This window comes from Pseudomonas sp. ABa2 (genome assembly GCF_056676075.1).
On the sequence record NZ_CM155239.1, the window covers coordinates 3,663,726 to 3,686,567 of the forward strand.

A 22,842-nucleotide genomic window follows, 5' to 3' on the forward strand; every position below is an offset into this window, starting at 1 on the left:
TGGTTGGCGCCAACGCCATCTCTGGAAACGGCGCATAGAGAGAGGTTGGCAATGATGTGCTCTCCCCTCTGGGCGCCATCTGCCGGCACGCCAGGAGTGCTTTCGCTCTCCGGGATGCCGGCACAAGGCTTGGTCCTCGTGATCTAAATCGTTAATCCGCGGCCACCGTAAAGGGGGCTGCGTTCGCAGAGGTCTTCACAGTCCAGGCGCCTGACTGTCGGAAGGAGCTGGCAGATGCATAGGTATCTTCCATGAACTGGAAATAGGTCATCTTGCCGTCACGCACCTTGGCATGGATGGAGAACGGCGAAGTGAATACCTGGTCGACTGCCACGGACCGATAGGTGAACTTACCGAAAATCGCCACATCCTCTCCGGAGGAGATTTTGGTGCTGATGGTGAAGTCTTCGATTTTCCAGTAGTCCTGGACCTGCATGAACAATGAACTAAAGGCTTTCGGCCCCTTGTTTGTGCCCGTCCAAGGCATGATTTTCCTTAACTCCGGGTTATCGAAGTTGAGCGAAACATAAGTGGCGTCGGGAGCCGCCAGCTTCTCGGCAGCGGCCTCAACTTTATCGGGCGCAGTATTGGCCAGGAACTCCATGACGACCGAAAGCGAAGCCGCAGACTGTGCTTCGCTAGTTGACTGCGCGACCACGGGAGTAACAGTCACAATGCACGCAGCGAGGGTGATTGCTGCAAACAGCGACTTGATTTTGGGGATGTTCATGAGCTTCTCCGTTAACTACCGTTTGTGATGCATGAGACCTAGTACGTCGCCAAGTGCTGGTGAGTACTCGGCAACTGGTAGTACTTGAGCAAAGGGTATGCCATTGCCCAAGATACTGGAGAAAACCCATATTTATCAGCAAGATAGATTTATAAATAAAGAAATTCTGTTCAAGTCTATGGTTTATCGAAGAAGGCTGAATTTATCATTTGATAAATCACGGCAGCGCATTGATTATTTGGTTAATGTCACAAAAACTTCGCAATCAATTTGATCCATCCGCGAAGACAGCGAATTCACTCAGTCGCATCCTCATCAAGGATGCCGCTCTTCTTGAGACGGTAAGCCAGCGCAGGTCGAGTTAACCCAAGGATTCGAGCGGCTTGTGCAACGTTTTGCTGAGCGAGGTCCATTGCCCGCCGCATCAGCTGCTCTTCTACCGCTTCCAAGCTTATGTTTCGTTCGAAGATCTGCGTGACCCAATCGGCTGCGCTTTCCGTGTCCTCAGCCTGCACCAGCGCGCCATCGGCGTTGAGACGATCACCATGCAGATTGCCTGCCTTTGGGAAGACCGCAAAAAGAGCGTCCTGCCCTATGGTTTCATTGCTGTCAGTCAGGATGACGCCGCGCTCGATCACATTCTCCAGTTCGCGGATATTTCCAGGCCAAGCGTAACTGAGACACAGCTCTAGAGCCTTGTCTGACAAACCTAGCGTGCGCTTGTGATACTGCAGATGAAACTTGCTTAGAAAGTGTTCGACCAGCAGCGGCAGGTCCTCAAGCCGCTCGCGCAGCGGGGGGACCTGAACCGGAAACACATTCAGGCGGTAATAAAGATCCGCGCGAAACCGGCCCGCCTCGACTGCATCGGCGAGGCTCTCATTGGTGGCAGCAATGACTCGCACATCGACCTTGTGGATCCGAGAGCCACCCACACGTTCGAGTTCCCCCTCTTGCAGCACCCTTAGTAAGGTCGCCTGCGCTCTGGGGGTCAGTTCTACCACTTCGTCCAGAAAGATGGTCCCGCCGCTGGCGCGCTCGAAGCGTCCCGGGCGGGTCTGATTGGCGCCGGTAAACGCCCCTTTCTCGACGCCGAACAGTTCGGCCTCGATCAAGTCCTGCGGAATGGCAGCGCAGTTCACCGCGATAAACGGTTGCTCGGCGCGCTCGCTGCGAAGATGGACGCTCCGTGCGATTACCTCCTTGCCGACGCCGGTTTCTCCGAGCAACAGAACCGAGATCTTGCCCTTGGCTGCCTTGTCGATCGTCTTGCAGACCATCATGTAGGCGGGAGAGCGCCCTATGCCGTAGTACTGGCCCTCTTGCTTCTCCAGGCACGTGCGCAGCGAGCTGATCTGCGATTGCAGCTCATACAGCTCCTCGATGATCGGATCGGCTTGAAAGTAGCGTCTGAATTCTGCGGCGTTTTCCCATTGCTCGGCGGGTTTGCCAATGATGATGCAGCGCTCATCGCCGCACCCGCGACAGCTGGTTTCCTGGATGATGATTTCGCGTTTCATGAACGAGGAGCTGTACGCACAGGCGTAGCCCAGCAAGGACCAGCAGACGGGCTCATCCATCAGGCCCACCTCGGTCAGGCAGCTCTCGACCTCAAAGGAATCAATCCACTCAAGCTCGCAGTAGAAATGGCCGGCCTCCTGGTCCACTTCCAGCTGAATGGGCTTCGCATTGACCATGCCCTTCAAGGAGTGCAACTGCGGGCCAACCAGGAACATTTCCAGCTCCGGGCTGTTCGGCCTCAGCTTGCGGGCCATTTCGGCGTCTTTTAGTCCGGATTGGTAGCCGAGTCGTAGGAAGAATCCCTTGGCGCGCTCGATCCCCAGACTATTGATGAGTTCACGGCGGAAATTAGCCATCGCCGACACCTGCATCAGCAACATGCGCTGCTCGCCGAACCAGATCTTGCCTTCTGTGCTTTGAAAGCGAATCTGTTCACTCAGGTCCTGAAAGTCCGGATGCTTGATCCCTGAGCTGTAGCTGATCGCCATTGAAGGAGGCCTCGATTATTGTTTTGAGCGGCTCGATTGATCTGTGCCGGCGAATGAGAGGACCGAAACGAGTGAGCATGACATCACACGGTTCCAGTCAGTATGGATGCGTAGAGCGGGCCTGCTCCGGAGAAGCCGCCAGGGCGGCGCAGGGTTAACGGATAGCACCGGAGCCATGATCAAGGGCTGATCAACTACGCCGGCCACGGCTCAAGTCGATAGACAGGGCGAAAGCCGAGCGCTTCACGAACACTCTCCCCCATTGCTTCGATTACCAGGCCAATGCCTGCTCGAGGACCGGGGTGAACGCAGTGACTGACTCTCGCACCTGCAATTTCAGGCAATCTCATAATCGTTGCTCTGAACGGTAGCCTGGCCATAAGCCTTTACCGGCCTGCCAATACGCGCTAAGCCAGTGCCCAGTGCGGGTTAACCAAATACACCCTGGCAGCCGCGGCACGGCGAGCGGTATGGAATGTTGACACTGATCCTTTCGCGTCCAGCGCGCTCAGCTGAAAAAAGGATAAGTCGGAGAGACCCTCGCCATAAGCCTGGAAAAATCGAATCGGTGTTTCGTTTTTCTCGAACGACTCACTGCTGTGAATGCGGATTGGTTGCCAGCATCTGATCCCAAATGGGCGGGTTGCCGATCTGCTCGCTAAGGAAGCTGCTCAGCGCGTGAAGCTTGGGCGAGTTTTTTTGCGATTGACGGTAGACCACAGAAATATTGCCTCCTCGCGGGGCATAAGGCTCCAACACCTCTATCAGTTCACCGTCCACGATGGCTTGCGCGGCCAGAAAGGTGGGCAATATAGCCAGCCCGAGGCCTGCTTTCGCCGCCTCCATGAGTTGGTGACCACAGTTGGTGCGCATCCGGCAGCGCACGCGAAATGACTCCAATGTGTCATTCACCGGTAGCGTCCACATGCCGTGTGGTTCGCGATTAACGTAGAGCAAGGCGAAATGCTGAGCGAGGTCTTGCGGTAGCTGTGGCGTGCCATGTGCATTCAGATAGTCGGGGCTGGCACAGATGATATGGCGGTTGGGTGTGATGATTTTGGCCACCAGCGAAGAGTCCGGTAACTCGCCAATACGCACCGCCGCATCGAAGCCCTCTTCATGCAAGTTGACGCGCCGGTCGTCGAACTCAACGTCCAAGTACAACTCAGGATACTGCTTGGCAAAAGACGCCAAAAGCGGCGTCAGATATCGCATACCGAACGCCATCGGAGCTGCAATACGCAGATCTCCGCGGACACTCGACTGGGACGTCAGAACGGCATTCTCGGCATTTTCTATATCAGCGAGAATTGCGGTGCAATGACGGTAAAAAACCTCACCCGACTCGGTCAGGCGAGTCTGCCGACCACGCTCCAGCAGGATGCATCCTAGACGTTTCTCCAGTTGCTGAATGCGCTGAGAAACCATCGACTTGGCCGTGCCCAAACGACGAGCGGCCTCGGAAATACTCCCGTTGTCCACTACAGCCACGAAAGCATGCATTTCAGATAGTTTATTCATGCTCTTATCCACAGAAATTGACTTGCATGCTTTTCAGACTGACCGCCCAGGCGCAGCTGGTTCTGCACAATACCAGCAGAAAGCAGATTTATCGGCGGGATCGAGGGACCGCTACGGGGCGAAAACCACTCCTCACGAGCGCAGGGCATGTCCTGTGTGCCGGACAGCGGTTTTGAATCGGAGCAGGCCGACCTGACGCTGGGCCTTGGGCCGAAGCAAGCCCAGGGCTACGCCGATCTGAGGGTTACTGCTCATGTTCGTGCAGGCCGGCAGGCGCCCACGCTTCGCAAGGTCAGCACGACCATCCGCTACGACGGCAAGCACCACCCGTTCGATCCGTTTCAGAGATTCTGGATAAGAGAGCCGCAGCCGTAACGACGAACCAGGCAAACACAAGCCAGCCCCACTGCCGTCTAGACTCCTGAGTCTCAACCCATGGCGGGAGACTCAGGATGACCAGCAAGAACACCATCTGCCTCTGGTACGACCGCGACGCCCTGGCAGCCGCGACCTTCTATGCCGAGACCTTCCTGGACAGCGCCGTGCTGGCCGTGCATCGCGCCCCCGGCGACTACCCCGCCGGCAAGCAGGGCGATGTGCTGACGGTGGAGTTCAGGGTGATGGGCATCCCCTGCCTCGGGCTCAATGGCGGCCCGGCGTTCCGGCACAACGAGGCCTTCTCCTTCCAGGTCGCGACCGACGACCAGGCCGAGACGGATCGTCTGTGGCACGCGATCATCGACAACGGCGGCCAGGCCAGCGCCTGTGGCTGGTGCAAGGACAGATGGGGCATCTCCTGGCAGATCACCCCGCGTGTCCTCACCGCCGCCATCGCCAGCCCCGATCGCGCGGCGGCCAAGCGTGCGTTCGAGGCCATGATGGGCATGAGCAAGATCGATATCGCACAGATCGAGGCGGCGCTGAAGTCTTGAGTCCCGGCGTTTGGACAACCAGGACGCGCCCGCGAAGCAAAGGCACGAGCTGGCAGCCTTGCGAGCCAGTGCTGCCGGTTGCCGAGTTAAAGGTTAACGTTGGGCTTAAACCTTTAACCGGCTTGCAGCACAGGGGCAGCACAGCTATGAAAATCGGCGAACTGGCGCAGCGCACCGGCCTTGCGGCTTCGCGCATTCGCTTCTACGAAAGCATCGGCCTGCTCAGGCTGGTGGAGCGGCAGGCCAACGGTTATCGCAGCTATCCGCAGGAGGCCGTGCTGGTGCTGAACCTGATCACCACGGCGCAGCAGGCCGGCTTCAGCCTCAACGAGCTGCGCACGCTGCTGCCGCAGGACCTGTCGCAGTGGGAGCACGGCAAGCTGCTCGACACCCTGCACGCCAAGGTGCATGACATCGAGGCGCTGGAGCAACGCCTGGCGCAGAGCAAGACACACCTGCTGGCGTTGATCGACGAAATCGAAAGCAAACCGGACGACCTCGACTGCGCGGCCAACGCCAAGCGGGTGCTGTCGAAGATGAACCTGGGCGAGACCAGCGAGATGCCCAAACGCGCCGGCAAAACCGGCCAGCGCGCCTGAGGCTGCAATCGCCTGGGGGGCGCCGCGCGCACCAGCCGTTGATGGCTGGCGCACGGCCCACCCAACCTTTCACCGCGGCATCTGCGCCAAGGGCTCGGGCGCATAGAGCGCGCTCTGGAAGTCCGGCACGTATGCGTCCTTCATCATCCTGCCCAGCTGCAGCGACTCGATGTAGCTCGACAGGCTGCCATCGCCGAGCTTGAGGCTCACCGAATCCGCGTTCGAGTTGGAGGCATGGCGCAGTTGCCGGGAAACGGCGTAGCCATAGGCCACCTCGAAGACGAGGTCGAGCCTGCCGGTTTCGCTGTCGACGATCTCGAAGACGAGGCGCTTGTCGGTCTCGCGATAGTCGATGGCGGTCAGCCACTTCGGCAGGTTGTAGCCGACCACACCCTCGCACCCGCGCCAGCTCGGTATTGACCGGCAGCTTGAGCACGTAGCCCCAGAAGTCCTTGGACAGCGACTGGCCGACCAGGCTGAGCGGCCCCAGGTTGGCGTTGCCGGGCTTGTTGGTGACGATGGACAGGGCGAATCGCGTGCAAATGCTCATTGACATTAAAGTGAGCTTAAAGGTTAAGGTCGCCTCACTTTCAGCCGAGGAAGCGCCCCATGAACCTGTTCGCCCCCCTTGCCCTGCCCAATGGCTCGACCATCCCCAACCGCATCGCCAAGGCGGCGATGGAGGAGAACATGGCGGACGCCGAGCACGCGCCGTCGGAACAGCTGCTGCGCCTCTACCAGGCCTGGGCCGAGGGCGGCGCCGGCCTGCTGATCAGCGGCAACGTGATGGTCGACAGCCGCGCCATGACCGGCCCGGGCGGCGTGGTGCTGGAGGACGATACGCAGCTGGCCAGGTTCGAGCACTGGGCGCGCATCGGTCGTGCTCGGGGCGCGCAGTTCTGGCTGCAGATCAACCACCCCGGCCGGCAGATGCAGGCCAACCTCGGCCAGCCGACCTGGGCACCCTCGGCGGTGGCGCTGGAGCTGGGCAAGCTGTCCAAGCGCTTCGCCACCCCGCTGGCGATGACCCAGGCGATGATCGACGAGGCGATAGCGCGCTTCGTCCGCACCGCCCGCCTCGCCGAACGGGCCGGTTTCAGCGGCGTACAGATCCACGCGGCGCACGGCTACCTGCTCAGCCAGTTCCTCTCGCCGCTGACCAACAGGCGCAGCGACCAATGGGGCGGTTCGCTGGAAAACCGCGCGCGTCTGCTGCTGGAGATCGTCAAGGCGGTGCACGCCGAGGTGGCGCCGGGCTTCGCGGTGGCGGTCAAGCTCAACTCGGCGGATTTCCAGCGCGGCGGCTTCAGCGCCGACGACGCGCAGCAGGTGGTCAGGCTGCTGGGCGAGCTGAGGGTGGACCTGGTCGAACTGTCCGGCGGCAGCTACGAGGCGCCGGCCATGCAGGGCGAGGCCCGCGACGGCCGCACCCTGGCCCGCGAGGCCTATTTTCTGGAGTTCGCCCGCGAGATTCGTGCGCTGGCGAGCATGCCGGTGATGGTCACCGGCGGCATCCGCCGTGCGCCCGTCGCCGAGCAGGTGCTGGCCAGCGGCGTCGAGATGGTCGGCATCGGCACGGCCCTGGCCATCGACCCCAACCTGCCGCGCGACTGGCAGCGCGGGCAGCACAACGCGCCGCAGCTGCCGCCGATCACCTGGGGCAACAAGGTGCTGGCGTCGCTGGCCAACATGGCCGTGGTCAAGCACCAGTTACGCAAGCTGAGCCAGGGCCGCGACACCCACCCGCGGGTATCGCCGCTGTGGGCGCTGCTCCAGCAGCAGCTGAGCGATATGCGGCGCTCCCGTCAGTACCGTCGCTGGATGGCGCGGCGTGGTCTGGCCAACGGCTAACAGGCCGTCCCAGGCGGGCTGGTTATGGCGATCGCGTCTCTGAACCGGCTCGCAATGGTCCGGCGCTTACTGGCCCGCAGCGTGCGTCGTGCGCACCGCCAGCGAGCGGATGGGTGGAACACACCGCGCCCTACGACAGCGCACTGGCGCTGCCCCCGGCCAGCCATCGCCATAAGCGCGCCGATGCCGAAACGGAGGATCGGCACGTCGGCATTTCCGCCGAAACCAGCAGTTGCGGCAGCAGATACCCGGCCTCGACCTCGCTCTGAGCACAGTACGAGTGGCGCATGGCCTGGGCGCTGTCGCGCCAGGTGGGAGTCGGATGGGTTTGCCCGTTCATCTCGCCTGCCTCCTCAGAGATCCAGCACCAGCGGCTGCGTGCCGCCTTCGCCCTGCGCCGGCACGGCGCAGCAGATCAGCACGCTGTCGTCTTGCGGCAGCTCGGCGGGCGGATTCGGGTAGTGCACCTGGCCGCTGACCAGACGCGTCCTGCAGGTGCCGCAGGAACCGCCGCGGCAGCTGAACTCGGGGCTCAAGCCGCGGCTTTCCGCCAGCTCCAGCAGGCTGCCGCTGCCTGGCGTCCAGCGCGCCTCCTTGGCCGAGGCGGTGAAGTACACCGGCACCGGCTCGCTCGCCGCTGGCGGCTGCACCAAGGTGGCGGCCTGGCCGTCCGTGCGGCGCGTGAGCGTCGAGGGGCCGAACGCCTCGGCGTGGATGCGCGCGTCGGCGACATTCAAGTCGCGCAGGCCGTCGTAGATCGCCTGGGTAAAGGCGGCCGGGCCGCACAGGTAGAAGTCGTAGTCGTCGAACGCCAGGGCCGCCTTGATCTGCGCCAGATCGAGACGTCCCTGCTGCTCGTAGTCGCGCCCGAGCACGGCATCGCTGCCCGGTGCGCTGAGGGCACGGTGGATGTGGAGCAAGCCATTGGCACGTTGCACCAGCTCGCGCAGCTCGGCTTGGAACGGCAGGTCGGCCAGCGTGCGTGCGCCCTGGAAGAAATGGATGCGCCTGCCCCGCCCCAGCGCCACCTGTTCGCGCAGCATCGACAGCAGCGGCGTGATGCCGACACCGGCGCCGATCAGCACCAGCGGCCGATGGGTGTCGCTGTTGAGGGTGAAGCTGCCCAGCGGCGCACGCACCTCCAGCACATCCCCGACCTGAACCTGCTCGTGCAGATGCCGCGACACCCGACCCTGCGCCTTGACGCTGATGCGCAGGAAGCCATCCGACGGCGCGCTGGACAGGCTGTAGGTGCGCAGCAGGGTTTCGCCCACGGCGCTGCTGATGCGAATGGGCAGGTGCTGGCCGGCGGCGAAACTCGGTGCGGCGCCCTGCTCCGGCGCCAGCACGAATGAGCGGATATCGCTGCTCTCCTGCTGCAGATTCAGTACTCGCCAGCGCTGCCACTGATTACGCTGCTCGCGTTCGCGCAGACGCGCATCGGCTTGCGCCCAGGTGCCGGTCATCAGGCTGGTCGGCGCGTACTCATGGAAGGCCCAGCGCAGCGAAGCCGCCGCCGGACGCAGCACCACCTGCTCCACGTCGAAGGTCCATAGCCGCTCGGCGCCCTCGAAGGCCTGGATCAGCGGGCTGTCGAGGACGATCTCGGCGCAGCCGGCCAGTTGCAGCACGTCGCCCGTGGCGAAGTCGACGAACAGCAGGCCGGCGCGCGGATTGACGCTGAGGTTGCCCAGGGTATTGAAGTGCAGGTTGCCGGCGTAGTCGGGGATGGTCAGGCGATTGCCCTCCACCCGCACGAAACCGGCACGCCCGCCGCGGTGGGAGACGTCCACCGAACGGCGGCCGTCGTCGTGCTCGAAGTAGCTGGCGACGAAGAAGGTGTCGGCACTGCGGATCATCTCGGCGCTGCGTTCGTCCAGCTCGCTGGCGTCGTGACGTGCGTTCCCCCGTCCATCCGGAGAACGGCTGTATTCACGCAGCTGGATATATTGCGGGCAGTTGCCGAAGGAATGCTCCACATCGATCTCCAGGCGCTGCGCCGAGGCCTGGCGGATATGGCCGTTGATGCGATTGCGCCGCCGCGTGTGCAGCTCGATACCCAGCAGGCCGATGGCCTCGCCGGCGCCCAGGCCGGACGTGGCCGGGTCGAGCGGGTCGAGCGCCATGGCGGCGAGATCGAACGCCAACCGGCGCGGGTCGGGCGAGGTGACGAAGCCCTCCTCGCCCTCGATCAGGGTGGCCCAGGGCTGGCCTGCGCCATCCACGGCACCGGCGATCATGAAGGGCAGTTGACGATAGAAGTCGCGATGCTGGTCCGGCATATGGTCGCGGATCACCTTCTGCCCGAGCACTTCCATGCGCTCGGCGACGCCGACCTTCTCCTGCAATTGCTTTTCACCGGCGTGCCAGGGCGAGTGCCGATGGCTGGGAAGCTGTTGCATGTTCTGCCCTCCACGAGAGGAGCCGCCGGGGAAACCCGGCAGCTGGCGGTGACTCAGGCTTGCAGGCCGGCGGCGGTACGCGGCATCGGCACGAACCCCGGCAGCGCCTCGATGCGTGCCAGCCAGGCGCGGATGTTCGGGTAGGGCTCCAGCGAGACGTTGCCCTCCGGCGCATGGGCAATGTAGGAGTAGTTGGCCACGTCGGCGATGCTCGGCTTGTCGCCGGTGAGGAACGGGGTTTCGCCCAACTCGCCTTCCATCACGGTGAACAGCGCGTGGGCGCGGTTGATCACTTCTTCGGTGTTGAACGAGTAGCCGAATACGGTGACCAGGCGCGCGGCGGCAGGGCCGAAGGCCACCTGCCCGGCGGCTACCGACAGCCAGCGCTGCACCCGTGCGGCGGCGGCCGGCTCCTGCGGCAGCCAGTCGTCATTGCCGTAGCGCTTGGCCAGGTAGACCAGGATGGCATTGGAGTCGGCGACGACGGTGCCGCCGTCATCAATCACCGGCACCTGGCCGAAGGGGTTGAGGGCGAGGAACTCGGGGGTCTTGTGCGCGCCCTTGGCCAGATCGACGAAGATCAGCTCGGTGGGCAACTGCAGCAGCGACAGCATCAGCTCGGCGCGGTGGGCGTGACCGGAACGGGGAAAGTTGTACAGCTTGATGGCGGGACGGGACATGCGATGACTCCTTCGAGGTGGGCTTAGGTCTCCGCGAGACGACTGGCCTTCGCGACGATGGGGGCCATGTTCACCCCATCCAACCCCGATAAGAATCACCACTATTGGCAATCCACTATTTCATTTTCCGCAATCAGCTCAGACCTGAAAGGCCGGGTGGGCGCGCAGGCGCGGTACGGCAAAGTCGAGGAAGCTGCGCACCCGCGCCGCCGCCGGGCGCCCCTCGCGGTAATACAGCTGCACCGGCACGGGCGCTGTAGCGAAGTTTTTCAGCACCGCCTGTAATTGCCCACTCTGCAACTCCTGATAGGCCTCGTAGCTCAGGCAGCGGGTCAGGCCAAAACCGGCGAGCGCCGCGCGGATCGCCGCCTGCGGCGTGCTGCAAGTCAGCCGCGGCGCGAGCTTCACCGCGCCGTCCACAAAGCGCCATTCCCCCGCATGCCCGGTCGAAGAACGAGCGATGGTGCGGTGTGCGTGCAAAGCCTGCGGGTTGGCGGGCCAGCCCCAGCGCTGCAGATAGGCGGGTGCCGCACAGACCAGCGGTCGCGCCCACCCCAACGGCACGGCGAAACCGGACGAACTGGGCAGGTGACCGACCACCAGCGCCAGGTCGATGCCCTCCTCCAGCAGCCTCGGCAGCTCCTCGCGCGCCAGGGTAGCCAGGCTCACCTCGGGAAAGGCCGCCAGGTAGTCGACGGCGATGGGCGTCAGCACCTGATGCGTCATCAGCAGCGGCAGGGCCAGGGTCAGCTGCCCGGCGGGGCTGGCGTGCAGGCCGGTCACGGAGCGCTCGGCCTCCTCCACCCGCTGCAGGATGCGCTGGCAGCTGTCGGCGAAAGCCGCACCCGCCGGGCTCAGGCTGACGCCGCGCGGACCGCGCAACAGCAAGGTGCTGTCCAGACGGCTCTCCAGCGCAGCAACGGTACGCATCACCGTGGCCTGCGACAGCTGCAGCGCCCTGGCGGCCGCCGCCAGGCTGCCGGCCTGCGCCACGGCGAGGAACACCTGCATTTCGCGGTGATGGCTCATGCTGCGGGTGGTGCGCCGGCCGCGCGCAGGGCCGGATCGGCGCGAAAGCTGGCGGCACAGTGGTCGACGAAGGTGCGCACCTTGGCCGACACCTGGCGCCCGCCCTGGTGAATGATGTGCACCGGCAGGGCCGGTGGTTCGAAGGCTTCGAGCACCAGTTCGATCTCGCCGCGCGCCACCGCCTCGGCCACCTGGTAGGACAGCACGCGGGTGTAGCCCCAGCCCAGGCGTGCGGCACCGATCGCCGCCTGGTTGGAGCTGACGGTAAAGCGTGGACGCGGCATGAAACCGAAGGGCCCGTCGGCGCCGATGAACTGCCAGTGCGACAGCAGGTTGCTGGCGCTGGACATGACGATGGGCGCATCGCGCAACTCATCCGGATGACGCGGGCGGCCGACGCGGTCGAGAAAGGCCGGCGCGGCACATACCACCGGGCGGATCTGCCCGACCTGCAGCGCCGGGTGATCGCCCTCGGGCAGCGAGCCGATGCGCACGGCGACGTCGATGCCCTCCTCCAGCATGTTCACCACACGGTCGACCAGCAGCGCATTGACCTCCACGTCCGGGTGGGTGTCGAGGTACTGGGCGATGCGTGGAATCAGGAACAGCTCGCCAAACATCACCGGCGCGGTCACGGTAAGCCGCCCGCGCGGGCGCACGCTGCCGCCGGCGGCCAGCTCCTCGGCCTCCTCCAACTCCAGCAGGATGCGCCGGCAGTCCTCGACATAGCGCTGGCCGGCTTCGGTCAGGCGCAGGCTGCGCGTGCTGCGCGCCAGCAGCAGGGTGCCGAGACGCGCCTCCAGCGCGGCGACCGCGCGGGTCACGCTGGGCGGCGAGATGCCCAGCAGCTTGGCGCCGCCGGCGAAGCTCTCGGCCTCGGTCACCGCCAGCAGCACCCGCATTTCCTGAAACCGGTCCATCGTCACCGCCTGGTTCTTGGTCGCGAGGGCACAGGATAGCGCTTCAGCGTCGACTCAAGGCCAGGCGCGCGGCGAACAGCACGAAGATCAGCCCGGTGCTGCGATCCAGCCACCTGATCACCGCCGCGCGCCGCAGCCAGTGGCCAAGCGGCTCGGTGGCGCCGATCAGCGCCAGCGCCCAGATCAGGCCGAGCGCCACATGGATGCCCACCAGAACGAAGGTCCAGGCGATCAGGGGTTGGCCCTGGGGGATGAACTGCGGCAGGAAGGAGACGTAGAAGATCCCCACCTTGGGGTTGAGCAGGTTGCCCAGCAGGCCGCGCAGAAACCAGTTGGCGTCGGGTTTGCCGCTCGCCTGCGCGAGGGCCAGCGAGCTGCGCGGGCGCAGCAGCAGGTTCAGCCCGAGCCAGGCCAGATAGGCCGCGCCGCAATACTTGAGCAGGTTGTAGGCGAACTCGGACACCGCCAGCAGCGCGCCCAGGCCGAAGGCCACCGCCGCGCCCCACAGCAGGCAGCCGGCGTTGATGCCCAGCGCCGCGCGCAACGCCTGCCGGCGTCCCTCGACCGCGGCGGTGCGCAGCACCAGCGCGGTGTCGATGCCCGGCGTCAGGGTCAGCAGCGCGGCGGCGAGGGTGAAGGCGATCAGGTTCTCGGCGATGGGCATGAAGAACAACGCTCGGCCAGTAGGTGCTCAGAGCCCGTCCTGCTCCAGATGATCGAGGTTCACCGCCTCGCCCGGCTTGGCGTGCAGCTTGCTGCGGATGTCCTCGAAGATGGCGTCGTATTCCTTGTGCCCGCGCATGATCGGGCTGGCGTTGGCGTGCAGGCCGTGCTTGACCACCAGCCGGGAGATCACGCTGGCGAAGTTGAAGGCGGTGTCGCGGTGCATCTCGAACACTTCCTCGAAGGCCTTGCCGTCGATCTCGCCGACCAGGCGACCGTGCAGCATGGCGCCTTCCTTGGGGTCCTGGCGCACCTCGTAATAGAAGTCGATGGAATAGCTCGGCTGCCCGGCCATACCGGGCGGATTGCGGCGATGCAGGTGACCGGGTTCGAACATGGCACCACTCCTTAGTAACGGGTCTGGGCGTTCCGCGCGGGAACGCCGAGACAGTCTAGACCGGCTATCGCGCCGCTGCAGCGCGCCGTTTCAGTGCACGCTGGCGGCCGTCGCCCGCTCCTGCACCAGCACCCAGGGCGCCACCACCACCGCCCACAGCTGCGGGTCGCGCGCCAGCAGGTCCTCGGCGCAGGCATCCTCCAGCTTGCCCAGCAGGCCCCGGGCCATCAGCTCGGCGACCCGCGCCTGGTCGTTGCTGGCCACGGCCTCGGCGATCGCCACCAGATCCTCGCTGCCCTCGACCCAGAGCAGTGCACCGCGGGCGAAAAAGGGTTGCAGTTCCTGCCAGCGAATCGGCGCGGTTTCGCCAAGCAGCTTGGCATAGAGGGTGCTAGATTGATCCGTCATGGTGTGCCCCGTGTCGATGGCGATGAGTGCAGGCGCGCAATGATAGCGCCGGCGACTCTTCAGGCAACCGCGGGACGCTCGCTGAGCGACTGGGGACACGCCGTTTTTCTGTACATACCTTGCAATTTAGCGACACCCCCGCGATTCGCCTCCAGCTGCCGGCTTTTCAAGGCGCAAATCCGCGCTCTACACTGTTCCGGTACAGTTGCCGGGGGCATGACCGGGGTAACGGACCCGGTTCTGCAGCTTCGGCCGCAAGAACTACAACAACGAAAAACATAAGAGTGGAGCACTCATGAACAAGGCTACTAAGCAGATTTCCAAACTGTTTGCGGCAATGGCTCTGGCGGGGGCGGCCAGCTATTCGATGGCAGCCGACACCATCAAGATCGGCCTGGCCGGTCCGGTGACCGGTGCCGTGGCGCAGTACGGCGAGATGCAATTCATCGGCGCCAAGATGGCCATCGAGCAGATCAACAAGGCCGGCGGGGTGAACGGCGCCCAGCTCGAAGGCGTGGTCTACGACGATGCCTGCGACCCGAAACAGGCCGTCGCCGTGGCCAACAAGATCGTCAACGACGGCATCTCCTACGTGGTCGGCCACCTCTGCTCCAGCTCCACTCAACCGGCCTCCGACATCTACGAAGACGAAGGCATCCTGATGATCACCGCGGCCTCCACCAGCCCGGACATCACCGCGCGCGGCTATGAACTGGTGTTCCGCACCATCGGCCTGGACAGCCTGCAGGGTCCGACCGCCGGCAACTTCATCGCCGACAGCATCAAGCCGAAGAACGTCGCCGTGATTCACGACAAGCAGCAGTACGGCGAAGGCATCGCCACCGCGGTCAAGCAGACCCTGGAAGGCAAGGGCATCAAGGTCGGCCTGTTCGAAGGCATCAACGCCGGCGACAAGGACTTCTCCGCGATGATCGCCAAGCTCAAGCAAGCCGGCGTCGACTTCGTCTACTACGGCGGCTACCACCCGGAACTGGGCCTGCTGCTGCGCCAGTCGAAGGAGAAGGGTCTGGACGTCAAGTTCATGGGCCCGGAAGGCGTGGGTAACAAGGAAATCTCGGCCATCGCCGGCCCGGCCTCCGAAGGCCTGCTGGTGACCCTGCCGAAGTCCTTCGACCAGGATCCGAAGAACCAGGCGCTGGTCGAGGCCTTCAAGGCCAAGAACGAAGACCCGAGCGGCCCGTTCGTGTTCCCGGCCTATGCCGCTGTGCAGGTGATTGCCGAAGCCATCGAGAAAGCCGGCAGCACCGACACCGCCGAAGTGGCCGCAACCCTGCGCGCCAACAGCTTCGACACCCCGACCGGCACCCTCGCCTTCGACGAGAAGGGCGATCTGAAGGACTTCAGCTTCGTGGTCTACGAATGGCACCAGGACGGCACCAAGTCCGAAGCCAAGTAACAGTCCCGCCTGAACCCAAAGCCCACTGCAGCCGCAGTGGGCTTTGTTTATTAGAAGAATTCCGGTCTTGCGCTGCGTCACAAGCGCCGCTTTACGCAGGGCCCAGGAGTTAGGCAATGCCTGATCTTTACCACTACCTTCAACAGCTGATCAATGGACTCACCATTGGCAGTACCTATGCCCTGATCGCCATCGGCTACACCATGGTCTACGGCATCATCGGCATGATCAACTTCGCCCATGGCGAGGTTTACATGATTGGCTCGTACGTAGCCTTCATCGTGATCGCCGGACTCGCCATGTTCGGTCTCGACAGCCTGCCCATCGTGATGATCGCGGCGTTCTCCGCCAGCATCATCGTCGCCAGCGCCTACGGCTACAGCATCGAACGGGTGGCCTACCGCCCCTTGCGCGGCGGCAACCGCCTGATCCCGCTGATCTCCGCGATCGGCATGTCGATCTTCCTGCAGAACGAGGTGTTGTTGGCCCAGGACTCCAAGGACAAGGCCATTCCCAACCTGCTGCCGGGCAACTTCATCTTCGGTGAAAGCGCCATGAACGGCGTGGTCATCTCCTACATGCAGGTGCTGATCTTCGTCGTCACCTTCGTGGTGATGGTCGGCCTGAGCATGTTCATCTCCCGCTCGCGCCTCGGTCGCGCCTGCCGCGCCTGCGCCGAAGACCTGAAGATGGCCAACCTGCTGGGCATCAACACTAACAACATCATCGCCCTGACCTTCGTCATCGGCGCCACCCTGGCCGCCGTGGCCGCGGTGCTGCTGGGCATGCAGTACGGCGTGATCAACCCGCACCTGGGCTTCCTCGCCGGGATCAAGGCGTTCACCGCCGCGGTGCTCGGCGGCATCGGCAGCATCCCCGGCGCCGTGCTCGGCGGCCTGGTGCTGGGCGTGGCCGAAGCCTTCGGCGCCGACATCTTCGGCGACCAGTACAAGGACGTGGTGGCCTTCAGCCTGCTGGTGCTGGTGCTGCTGTTCCGCCCGACCGGCATCCTCGGCCGTCCGGAGGTTGAAAAAGTATGAGTGCGCCCTCCATGAGCAATCGCCTCAAGACCGCCTTCTTCAGCGCCCTGCTGGTGCTGGCCGTGGCCTACCCGGTGCTCGGCCTGAAGCTGACCACCGTCGGCATCAAGCTGCAGGTGCAGGGCGCCAGCCCGGCCGTGCTGTGGACCATCGCCGGTTGCGCCATCGCCATGTTCTTCTGGCAGCTGTTCCGCAGCCAGCTCGGCGCCGCCTGGGCCCACGCGCCCAAGCTGCCGAGCATGCCGAGCAAGGCGAGCAACTTCCTCACCCTGCCCTCGACCCAGCGCTGGGCGATCATGGGCCTGATCCTGGTCGCCCTGGCCTGGCCGTTCTTCGGCTCGCGCGGTGCGGTGGACATCGCCACGCTGATCCTGATCTACGTGATGCTCGGCCTCGGCCTGAACATCGTGGTGGGTCTGGCCGGTCTGCTCGACCTGGGTTACGTCGGCTTCTACGCCGTCGGCGCCTACAGCTACGCGCTGCTGTCGCACTACTACGGCCTGGGCTTCTGGGTGTGCCTGCCGATCGCCGGCCTGACGGCGGCGTTCTTCGGCTTCATCCTCGGCTTCCCGGTGCTGCGTCTGCGCGGCGACTACCTGGCCATCGTCACCCTGGGCTTCGGCGAGATCATCCGTCTGCTGCTGCGCAACATGACCGAGCTCACCGGCGGCCCCAACGGCATCAGCGGCATCGACAAGCCGACCCTGTTCGGCCTGTCCTTCGACCGCCGCGCCGCCGAGGGCATGCAGACCTTCCACGAGTACTTCGGCATCGCCTACAACTCGGTGAACAAGGTGATCTTCCTCTACCTGATCGCCCTGCTGCTGGTGCTGCTGACCCTGTTCGTGATCAACCGCCTGCTGCGCATGCCGATCGGTCGCGCCTGGGAAGCGCTGCGTGAGGACGAGATCGCCTGCCGCGCGCTGGGCATGAACCCCACCGTGATCAAGCTCTCGGCCTTCACCATCGGCGCCAGCTTCGCCGGTTTCGCCGGCAGCTTCTTCGCCGCGCGCCAGGGCCTGGTGTCGCCGGAGTCGTTCACCTTCATCGAGTCGGCGATCATCCTCGCCATCGTGGTACTCGGCGGCATGGGTTCGCAGTTGGGGATCATCCTCGCGGCCATCGTCATGATCCTGCTGCCGGAACTGGCGCGGGAGTTCAACGAATACCGCATGCTGATGTTCGGCGCCCTGATGGTGCTGATGATGATCTGGCGTCCGCAGGGCCTGTTGCCCATGCAGCGTCCCCACCTGGAGTTGAAGCAATGAGCCGCGCGATTCTCGAAGTAAGCGGCCTCACCATGCGCTTCGGCGGCCTGCTGGCCGTCAACGAGGTGGGCCTGAGCGTCAAGGAAAAACAGGTGGTCTCGATGATCGGCCCGAACGGCGCCGGCAAGACCACGGTGTTCAACTGCCTGACCGGTTTCTACCAGCCCACCGGCGGCAGCATCCGCCTCGACGGCGAGCAGATCGAGGGCCTGCCGGGCCACAAGATCGCGCGCAAGGGCGTGGTGCGCACCTTCCAGAACGTGCGTCTGTTCAAGGACATGACCGCGGTGGAGAACCTGCTGGTGGCGCAGCATCGCCACCTCAACACCAACTACCTGTCCGGCCTGTTCAAGACCCCGGCGTTCCGCAAGAGCGAGCGCGAGGCGATGGACTTCGCCGCGCACTGGCTGGAGCGGGTCAACCTCACCGAGTTCGCCAACCGCCCGGCCGGCACCCTGGCCTACGGTCAGCAGCGCCGCCTGGAAATCGCCCGCTGCATGATGACCCGCCCGCGCCTGCTGATGCTCGACGAGCCGGCCGCCGGTCTCAACCCGCGCGAAACCGAGGACCTCAAGCAGCTGATCGGCGTGCTGCGCGACGAGCACGGCGTCACCGTGCTGCTGATCGAGCACGACATGAAGCTGGTGATGAGCATTTCCGACCACATCTACGTGATCAACCAGGGCACCCCCCTGGCCGACGGTACGCCGGAGCAGATCCGCAACAATCCGGACGTGATCAAAGCCTACCTGGGGGAAGCCTAACCATGCTCAGTTTCAACAAGGTCTCCACCTTCTACGGCAAGATCCAGGCCCTGCACGAGGTCAGCATCGAGGTACAGAAAGGCGAGATCGTCACCCTGATCGGCGCCAACGGCGCCGGCAAGTCGACCCTGCTGATGACCCTGTGCGGCAGCCCGCGCGCCACCAGCGGCAGCATCCGCTACATGGGCGAGGAACTGGTCGGCATGGACACGCCGGACATCATGCGCAAGAGCATCGCGGTGGTGCCGGAAGGCCGCCGCGTGTTCGCCCGCCTGACCGTCGAGGAAAACCTGGCCATGGGCGGCTTCTTCGGCAGCAAGGGCGACAACCAGGAGCAGCTGGACAAGGTCCTGCAACTGTTCCCGCGCCTGCAGGAACGCTTCGCCCAGCGCGCCGGCACCATGAGCGGCGGCGAGCAGCAGATGCTCGCCATCGGCCGTGCGCTGATGAGCAAGCCCAAGCTGCTGCTGCTCGACGAACCGTCGCTGGGTCTGGCGCCGATCATCATCCAGCAGATCTTCGACATCATCGAACAGCTGCGCAAAGACGGCGTGACCATCTTCCTGGTCGAGCAGAACGCCAACCAGGCGCTGAAGCTGGCCGACCGTGGCTATGTGCTGGAGAACGGCCATATCGTCATGCAGGGCAGCGGCAGCGACCTGCTCAGCGACCCCAAGGTACGCGACGCCTACCTCGGCGGCTGAACCCGGCCGATGCAAGCGGAACCGCCCTTCGGGGCGGTTTTTTATTCTGTAGGGAGCGCCCTACGCCACAACGCGGGCGACGAATGCCCGGTGCGCGCCCCCTAGGAAACGCTGAACTCTTAAGCGGATATTTCCGCCCTCTTGCGCCCTGCCCGTCTGGCATTAGGCTCAAGGTCTCCGCCCTCGAGAGAGCACGCTCATGTCGCTGCGCAAGCCCCTGCTTCTGCTGCTGGCCTTGGCCCTGCTGCTCGGCGCCTGCAGCCGGGTCGACCTGGCCTACCGCAATCTGGACTGGCTGATCCCCTGGAAACTGGACGACTACCTGGCGCTCGACGAGCAGCAGCGCGCCTGGCTCAAGCCGCAAGTGCAGCAGCACCTGGCCTGGCATTGCCGCGTCGAGCTGCCGCGCTACCTCGACTGGCTGGAGGCCAACCAGGCGCTGCTGGACGCCCCCGATAGCGAGGCGCTGGCCGCGCAACTGCAGGCCTTCGACCAGGCCCTGCAGCGCATCGCCGTGGAAATCACCCCGAGCAGCGTGCAGCTGCTGCGCGGCCTGAGCCCGCGCCAGGTCGAGCAGCTGTTCGAGGCGCTGGACGAGCAGAACGCCAAGCTGCGCGAAGAGTTTGTCGAACCGCCGCTGCCGCAGCAGATCGCCCAACGCGCCGAGCGCATGAGCCAGCGCCTGCAGCCCTGGTTCGGCAACTTGAGCGCCACGCAGAGCGCCCGCGTCGAGGCCTGGGCCGCCAGCCTGGGCGCGCAGAACCGGGTCTGGCTGGACAACCGCCTGGCCTGGCAACAGGCGCTGCGCGAAACCCTCGAGGTGCGTCGCGGCGAGGCGTTCGAGGCGCGCATGCGCGCGCTGCTGCAACAGCGCGAGCGCTTCCATACCCAGGCCTACCAGGCCAGCTATGCGACCAGTCGCCGGGCGCTGGTCGAGCTGTTCGCCGACCTGCTCGCCCAGGCCGACGAGCCCCAGCTCAGCCGCCTGCGGCAGCGCCTGAACGGCCTGCACGCCGACCTGGCGAAGCAGCAGTGTCAGGCCGGCGAAGCCGTTGTCGTTCGTTGATGGGCGGCTCCCGCAGGGAGCGCCGCGCAAAGCAAGATAGCGGCATCGCTGCGCACGGCGCAGCCTGCGCGCCGCGATCCCGACTAGAGCGCCGGCAACCGCCAGTCGATGGGGGTCATGCCGTTCTGCACGAGGAACTGGTTGCAGCGACTGAAGTGGCCGTTGCCGATAAAGCCGCGGTGCGCCGACAACGGCGAGGGGTGCGGCGAGCGCAGCACCAGGTGCTTGGTCGGGTCGATCAGGCGCTGCTTGCCCTGCGCATGGCTGCCCCAGAGCAGGAACACCAGCTTGGGCCGCTGCTGGCTGACCACCTCGATCACCCGGTCGGTAAACAGTTGCCAGCCCTTGTTCGCGTGGGAGCCGGCGTTGCCGCGCTCCACGGTCAGCGAGGTGTTGAGCAGCAGCACGCCCTGCTCGGCCCAGCTCTGCAGGTAGCCGTGGGCAGGGATATCCAGGTTCAGGTCGCGCTTGAGTTCCTTGTAGATGTTCACCAGCGACGGCGGCGTCTGCACCCCCGGCTGCACCGAGAAACACAGGCCGTGGGCCTGGCCGGGACCGTGGTAGGGGTCCTGGCCGATGATCACCACCTTGACCCGATCCAGCGGCGTGGAGTTGAGCGCATTGAAGATCAGCGGGCCCGGCGGGTAGATCTCCTTGCCGGCCGCCTTCTCGGCACGGAGGAACTCGCGCAGCTCGCTCATGTAGGGCTTGTCGAACTCCTCGCGCAGCGCCTCTTTCCAGCTGGCGTCGAGTTTGATGCGGTCGTCGGTCATCCCGGGTGTTCCTGCGCTGAAAACGAAAACGGCACGCTAGGCAAGGCACGGGGGCAAGTCAAGGCATCGCACGGGATAACGCGGCGCCGACTGATGCCTGCCCATCACGCCGCTGGATGCGCGTTGCCACGCCGCCCTCGCCGGCCAAGACTCAAAGGCGATATCCCGAGGAGCAGCGCAGCATGAACACCGCGACCGCTATCAGCCGCGAACGCCTGGAACAGGCGCTGGCCCACTCCACCTTCGCCCAGTTGCTCGGCGCCGAGCTGCTCGACTTCGAACCCGGCAAGGTCAGCCTGCAGGTGCGCAGCCGCCCCGACCTGTGCCAGCACCACGGCTATCTGCACGGTGCGGTGGTCGGTTTCATGGTCGACAGCGGCTGCGCCTGGGCCGCCGCCTCGCTGGTCGGCGACGTGGTCACCAGCGAATACAAACTCAACCTGCTCGCCCCGGCCATCGGCGAGCGTCTGCTGTGCCGGGCCGAAGTGCTCAAGGCCGGACAGCGCCAGGCGGTCTGCCGCGCCGACGTGTTCGCCTTGAAGGATGGCCAGGAGAAGCTGGTGGCCACCGGCCTGGCGACCATCGCCCGGGTGTAGGGCGGATTCAGCAGCCGTAGGTTGGGTTGAGGTGCGCAGCGCCGAAACCCAACGGGTCATGTCGAGGACTGTTGGGCTTCGCTGCGCTTAGCGCCCAGCTAGCGGCGGGTGCCGCCCTAACCCTGGTGCAAGGCCCGGTAATGGCTGGGCGCCATGCCCACCACCTTGCGAAACAGTCGCGAGAAATAATAGGGATCGTCGTAGCCCAGTTGCTCGGCGATCTGCCGCACCTCGGCGTCGCCCTGGTCGAGCAGGCGGCAGGCCTGGGCCATCTTCAGCTGGATGAAATCCTGGATCGGCGCGTGGCCGGTCAGGGCACGGTAGGTCTTGGCGAAGTGGAAGCGCGACAGCTTGAACTGCGCCGCCAGCTCGTCGAGGTTGAGGCTGCCGTGCAGGTGGCTGCGCATCACCGCCTGCACCGCGTCGACGTCCAGCACCCGCCCGGATTTGAGGTTGGCCCGCGCCGGCAGCACCGCCAGGGAGCTGAGCAGCGCCTGCAGCTGATGGGCGGCGTGGATGAAGGGCACCGGGTTGAGACCCTGGCGCTGCAAGCCCAGTAACGCCTCGAAATCCGCCAGCAGGCGCGGCTGCACGCCGATGCGGCGCACCCGACGCGGCCCCAGCAGACGCAGGAAGTCCTCGGCCAGGCTGCCGTCGAAATGCACCCAGTAAAGCGTCCAGGGCCGTGCGGCGTCGGCGCCGTAGCGGTGGGCGAGGCCCTTGGGCAGCAGCAGCAGATCGCCGCCGCCGACCTCGAATCGTCCATCCGCCGTCTCCAGCCAGCCGCGCCCGGCGCGGCAGTAGATCAGCAGGTGGTCCTCCGGCTGACTGCGCTGCATCAGGTGTCCGGCCGCTTCCGGGTAGAACCCCAGCGCCAGCGGGTAGCAGCCGCAGCTCAGCGGCTGACGGGCCAGCAGGCGACGCAGGCGCGGCGGGGTGATGAAGCGCTGGCCGTTGGCGGGCAGCGGCCAGCTGGAGGTTTCCACTCGTGCGGTCATCGGCGCGCCCACCTCGCTGGGGGATGGCAATGCCAAGATCGTCCATCCAAAGGCCAAGATCGTCAATCCACAAGC

Annotated in this window: 24 protein-coding genes and 1 pseudogene; 11 read left to right on the plus strand and 14 right to left on the minus strand. The window is 64.8% G+C overall.

Annotated elements, in window-relative coordinates; all coding sequences use genetic code 11:
* Positions 1 to 151: 151 nt before the first annotated feature.
* The 3 genes from AC1G9C_RS17775 to AC1G9C_RS17785 form a co-directional block, all read right to left on the minus strand.
* Complete coding sequence (locus AC1G9C_RS17775) at positions 152 to 730, minus strand: nuclear transport factor 2 family protein (protein ID WP_021445005.1); 579 nt, start codon at positions 728 to 730, stop codon at positions 152 to 154.
* A 296-nt stretch (positions 731 to 1,026) separates the two neighbouring features.
* Positions 1,027 to 2,739 (minus strand): sigma 54-interacting transcriptional regulator, encoded by a 1,713-nt coding sequence (locus AC1G9C_RS17780; RefSeq protein ID WP_480408361.1) that lies wholly within the window; start codon positions 2,737 to 2,739, stop codon positions 1,027 to 1,029.
* Between the two features lie 591 nt (positions 2,740 to 3,330).
* Positions 3,331 to 4,260 (minus strand): LysR family transcriptional regulator, encoded by a 930-nt coding sequence (locus tag AC1G9C_RS17785; RefSeq protein ID WP_480408362.1) that lies wholly within the window; start codon positions 4,258 to 4,260, stop codon positions 3,331 to 3,333.
* A gap of 147 nt (positions 4,261 to 4,407) precedes the next feature.
* On the opposite strand from AC1G9C_RS17785, the gene AC1G9C_RS17790 reads away from it, so the two are divergent.
* The 3 genes from AC1G9C_RS17790 to AC1G9C_RS17800 all read left to right on the plus strand — a co-directional run bounded on the left by AC1G9C_RS17790 (position 4,408) and on the right by AC1G9C_RS17800 (position 5,791).
* A complete protein-coding gene (locus AC1G9C_RS17790) occupies positions 4,408 to 4,635 on the plus strand; it encodes a hypothetical protein (protein ID WP_480408363.1) in 228 nt (75 codons plus the stop codon).
* Positions 4,636 to 4,712: 77 nt separating this feature from the next.
* A complete protein-coding gene (locus tag AC1G9C_RS17795) occupies positions 4,713 to 5,192 on the plus strand; it encodes a VOC family protein (protein WP_122107478.1) in 480 nt (159 codons plus the stop codon).
* A gap of 146 nt (positions 5,193 to 5,338) precedes the next feature.
* Positions 5,339 to 5,791 (plus strand): MerR family transcriptional regulator, encoded by a 453-nt coding sequence (locus AC1G9C_RS17800; protein WP_480408364.1) that lies wholly within the window; start codon positions 5,339 to 5,341, stop codon positions 5,789 to 5,791.
* A 69-nt stretch (positions 5,792 to 5,860) separates the two neighbouring features.
* Here the strand turns inward: AC1G9C_RS17800 and AC1G9C_RS17805 are convergent.
* Positions 5,861 to 6,320, minus strand: a pseudogene (locus AC1G9C_RS17805) (acetoacetate decarboxylase (ADC)); the annotation flags it as partial.
* 80 nt (positions 6,321 to 6,400) lie between these two features.
* Between AC1G9C_RS17805 and AC1G9C_RS17810 the strand changes: the two are divergent.
* Complete coding sequence (locus tag AC1G9C_RS17810; protein WP_480408365.1) at positions 6,401 to 7,642, plus strand: NADH:flavin oxidoreductase/NADH oxidase family protein; 1,242 nt, start codon at positions 6,401 to 6,403, stop codon at positions 7,640 to 7,642.
* Between the two features lie 130 nt (positions 7,643 to 7,772).
* On the opposite strand, the gene AC1G9C_RS17815 is transcribed toward AC1G9C_RS17810, so the two are convergent.
* The 8 genes from AC1G9C_RS17815 to AC1G9C_RS17850 form a co-directional block, all read right to left on the minus strand.
* Positions 7,773 to 7,982 (minus strand): hypothetical protein, encoded by a 210-nt coding sequence (locus tag AC1G9C_RS17815; protein ID WP_480408366.1) that lies wholly within the window; start codon positions 7,980 to 7,982, stop codon positions 7,773 to 7,775.
* Between the two features lie 13 nt (positions 7,983 to 7,995).
* Complete coding sequence (locus tag AC1G9C_RS17820; RefSeq protein WP_480408367.1) at positions 7,996 to 10,044, minus strand: 2Fe-2S iron-sulfur cluster-binding protein; 2,049 nt, start codon at positions 10,042 to 10,044, stop codon at positions 7,996 to 7,998.
* Between the two features lie 53 nt (positions 10,045 to 10,097).
* Positions 10,098 to 10,724, minus strand: coding sequence for a glutathione S-transferase family protein (locus AC1G9C_RS17825; protein WP_480408368.1), 627 nt, complete (start codon positions 10,722 to 10,724; stop codon positions 10,098 to 10,100).
* Positions 10,725 to 10,862: 138 nt separating this feature from the next.
* Positions 10,863 to 11,753, minus strand: a complete 891-nt coding sequence (locus AC1G9C_RS17830; RefSeq protein ID WP_480408369.1) for a LysR substrate-binding domain-containing protein — start codon at positions 11,751 to 11,753, stop codon at positions 10,863 to 10,865.
* Positions 11,750 to 12,673, minus strand: a complete 924-nt coding sequence (locus AC1G9C_RS17835) for a LysR family transcriptional regulator (protein WP_122107483.1) — start codon at positions 12,671 to 12,673, stop codon at positions 11,750 to 11,752. The genes AC1G9C_RS17830 and AC1G9C_RS17835 overlap by 4 nt, the downstream gene beginning before the upstream one ends.
* Before the next feature lie 43 nt (positions 12,674 to 12,716).
* Complete coding sequence (locus AC1G9C_RS17840; RefSeq protein WP_480408370.1) at positions 12,717 to 13,337, minus strand: LysE family translocator; 621 nt, start codon at positions 13,335 to 13,337, stop codon at positions 12,717 to 12,719.
* A gap of 27 nt (positions 13,338 to 13,364) precedes the next feature.
* Complete coding sequence (locus AC1G9C_RS17845) at positions 13,365 to 13,733, minus strand: DUF5064 family protein (protein WP_122107484.1); 369 nt, start codon at positions 13,731 to 13,733, stop codon at positions 13,365 to 13,367.
* 90 nt (positions 13,734 to 13,823) lie between these two features.
* Positions 13,824 to 14,141: a DUF2288 domain-containing protein gene (locus AC1G9C_RS17850; RefSeq protein ID WP_480408371.1), complete on the minus strand. Its 318-nt coding sequence runs from the start codon at positions 14,139 to 14,141 to the stop codon at positions 13,824 to 13,826.
* Positions 14,142 to 14,436: 295 nt separating this feature from the next.
* Here AC1G9C_RS17850 and AC1G9C_RS17855 point away from each other — a divergent pair, with 295 nt between their 5' ends.
* From AC1G9C_RS17855 to AC1G9C_RS17880, 6 genes are all read left to right on the plus strand, one after another.
* A complete protein-coding gene (locus tag AC1G9C_RS17855) occupies positions 14,437 to 15,558 on the plus strand; it encodes a branched-chain amino acid ABC transporter substrate-binding protein (protein ID WP_021442919.1) in 1,122 nt (373 codons plus the stop codon).
* A 116-nt stretch (positions 15,559 to 15,674) separates the two neighbouring features.
* Positions 15,675 to 16,598, plus strand: a complete 924-nt coding sequence (gene livH, locus AC1G9C_RS17860; protein WP_021442918.1) for a high-affinity branched-chain amino acid ABC transporter permease LivH — start codon at positions 15,675 to 15,677, stop codon at positions 16,596 to 16,598.
* An 11-nt stretch (positions 16,599 to 16,609) separates the two neighbouring features.
* On the plus strand, positions 16,610 to 17,866 hold the full coding sequence (locus AC1G9C_RS17865) for a high-affinity branched-chain amino acid ABC transporter permease LivM (protein ID WP_480410421.1): 1,257 nt from the start codon (positions 16,610 to 16,612) through the stop codon (positions 17,864 to 17,866).
* Complete coding sequence (gene livG, locus AC1G9C_RS17870) at positions 17,863 to 18,630, plus strand: high-affinity branched-chain amino acid ABC transporter ATP-binding protein LivG (protein WP_021442916.1); 768 nt, start codon at positions 17,863 to 17,865, stop codon at positions 18,628 to 18,630. The genes AC1G9C_RS17865 and livG overlap by 4 nt, the downstream gene beginning before the upstream one ends.
* Positions 18,631 to 18,632: 2 nt before the next feature.
* Entirely contained in the window at positions 18,633 to 19,334 is a 702-nt protein-coding gene (locus AC1G9C_RS17875) for an ABC transporter ATP-binding protein (RefSeq protein ID WP_021442915.1), read from the plus strand.
* A gap of 199 nt (positions 19,335 to 19,533) precedes the next feature.
* A complete protein-coding gene (locus AC1G9C_RS17880; RefSeq protein ID WP_480408372.1) occupies positions 19,534 to 20,400 on the plus strand; it encodes a DUF6279 family lipoprotein in 867 nt (288 codons plus the stop codon).
* A gap of 83 nt (positions 20,401 to 20,483) precedes the next feature.
* Here the strand turns inward: AC1G9C_RS17880 and ung are convergent, their stop codons facing one another.
* A complete protein-coding gene (gene ung / locus AC1G9C_RS17885; RefSeq protein WP_397498202.1) occupies positions 20,484 to 21,173 on the minus strand; it encodes a uracil-DNA glycosylase in 690 nt (229 codons plus the stop codon).
* A 182-nt stretch (positions 21,174 to 21,355) separates the two neighbouring features.
* On the opposite strand from ung, the gene AC1G9C_RS17890 reads away from it, so the two are divergent.
* On the plus strand, positions 21,356 to 21,769 hold the full coding sequence (locus AC1G9C_RS17890) for a PaaI family thioesterase (RefSeq protein ID WP_021443718.1): 414 nt from the start codon (positions 21,356 to 21,358) through the stop codon (positions 21,767 to 21,769).
* A 116-nt stretch (positions 21,770 to 21,885) separates the two neighbouring features.
* Here AC1G9C_RS17890 and AC1G9C_RS17895 read toward each other — a convergent pair whose 3' ends face one another.
* Positions 21,886 to 22,767: an AraC family transcriptional regulator gene (locus AC1G9C_RS17895; protein ID WP_397498204.1), complete on the minus strand. Its 882-nt coding sequence runs from the start codon at positions 22,765 to 22,767 to the stop codon at positions 21,886 to 21,888.
* Between the last annotated feature and the right edge of the window lie 75 nt (positions 22,768 to 22,842).

Coding starts and splice junctions, on each gene's coding strand:
- AC1G9C_RS17820 (WP_480408367.1), bottom strand. CDS start 10,044: ATGCAACAGCTTCCCAGCCATCGGCACTCGCCCTGGCACGCCGGTGAA.
- AC1G9C_RS17845 (WP_122107484.1), bottom strand. CDS start 13,733: ATGTTCGAACCCGGTCACCTGCATCGCCGCAATCCGCCCGGTATGGCC.
- AC1G9C_RS17855 (WP_021442919.1), top strand. CDS start 14,437: ATGAACAAGGCTACTAAGCAGATTTCCAAACTGTTTGCGGCAATGGCT.
- AC1G9C_RS17865 (WP_480410421.1), top strand. CDS start 16,610: ATGAGCAATCGCCTCAAGACCGCCTTCTTCAGCGCCCTGCTGGTGCTG.
- livG (WP_021442916.1), top strand. CDS start 17,863: ATGAGCCGCGCGATTCTCGAAGTAAGCGGCCTCACCATGCGCTTCGGC.
- AC1G9C_RS17895 (WP_397498204.1), bottom strand. CDS start 22,767: ATGACCGCACGAGTGGAAACCTCCAGCTGGCCGCTGCCCGCCAACGGC.
- AC1G9C_RS17825 (WP_480408368.1), bottom strand. CDS start 10,724: ATGTCCCGTCCCGCCATCAAGCTGTACAACTTTCCCCGTTCCGGTCAC.
- AC1G9C_RS17880 (WP_480408372.1), top strand. CDS start 19,534: ATGTCGCTGCGCAAGCCCCTGCTTCTGCTGCTGGCCTTGGCCCTGCTG.
- AC1G9C_RS17775 (WP_021445005.1), bottom strand. CDS start 730: ATGAACATCCCCAAAATCAAGTCGCTGTTTGCAGCAATCACCCTCGCT.
- AC1G9C_RS17795 (WP_122107478.1), top strand. CDS start 4,713: ATGACCAGCAAGAACACCATCTGCCTCTGGTACGACCGCGACGCCCTG.
- AC1G9C_RS17890 (WP_021443718.1), top strand. CDS start 21,356: ATGAACACCGCGACCGCTATCAGCCGCGAACGCCTGGAACAGGCGCTG.
- AC1G9C_RS17780 (WP_480408361.1), bottom strand. CDS start 2,739: ATGGCGATCAGCTACAGCTCAGGGATCAAGCATCCGGACTTTCAGGAC.
- ung (WP_397498202.1), bottom strand. CDS start 21,173: ATGACCGACGACCGCATCAAACTCGACGCCAGCTGGAAAGAGGCGCTG.
- AC1G9C_RS17840 (WP_480408370.1), bottom strand. CDS start 13,337: ATGCCCATCGCCGAGAACCTGATCGCCTTCACCCTCGCCGCCGCGCTG.
- AC1G9C_RS17875 (WP_021442915.1), top strand. CDS start 18,633: ATGCTCAGTTTCAACAAGGTCTCCACCTTCTACGGCAAGATCCAGGCC.
- AC1G9C_RS17830 (WP_480408369.1), bottom strand. CDS start 11,753: ATGAGCCATCACCGCGAAATGCAGGTGTTCCTCGCCGTGGCGCAGGCC.
- AC1G9C_RS17815 (WP_480408366.1), bottom strand. CDS start 7,982: ATGAACGGGCAAACCCATCCGACTCCCACCTGGCGCGACAGCGCCCAG.
- AC1G9C_RS17810 (WP_480408365.1), top strand. CDS start 6,401: ATGAACCTGTTCGCCCCCCTTGCCCTGCCCAATGGCTCGACCATCCCC.
- AC1G9C_RS17800 (WP_480408364.1), top strand. CDS start 5,339: ATGAAAATCGGCGAACTGGCGCAGCGCACCGGCCTTGCGGCTTCGCGC.
- AC1G9C_RS17835 (WP_122107483.1), bottom strand. CDS start 12,673: ATGGACCGGTTTCAGGAAATGCGGGTGCTGCTGGCGGTGACCGAGGCC.
- AC1G9C_RS17850 (WP_480408371.1), bottom strand. CDS start 14,141: ATGACGGATCAATCTAGCACCCTCTATGCCAAGCTGCTTGGCGAAACC.
- livH (WP_021442918.1), top strand. CDS start 15,675: ATGCCTGATCTTTACCACTACCTTCAACAGCTGATCAATGGACTCACC.
- AC1G9C_RS17790 (WP_480408363.1), top strand. CDS start 4,408: ATGTCCTGTGTGCCGGACAGCGGTTTTGAATCGGAGCAGGCCGACCTG.
- AC1G9C_RS17785 (WP_480408362.1), bottom strand. CDS start 4,260: ATGAATAAACTATCTGAAATGCATGCTTTCGTGGCTGTAGTGGACAAC.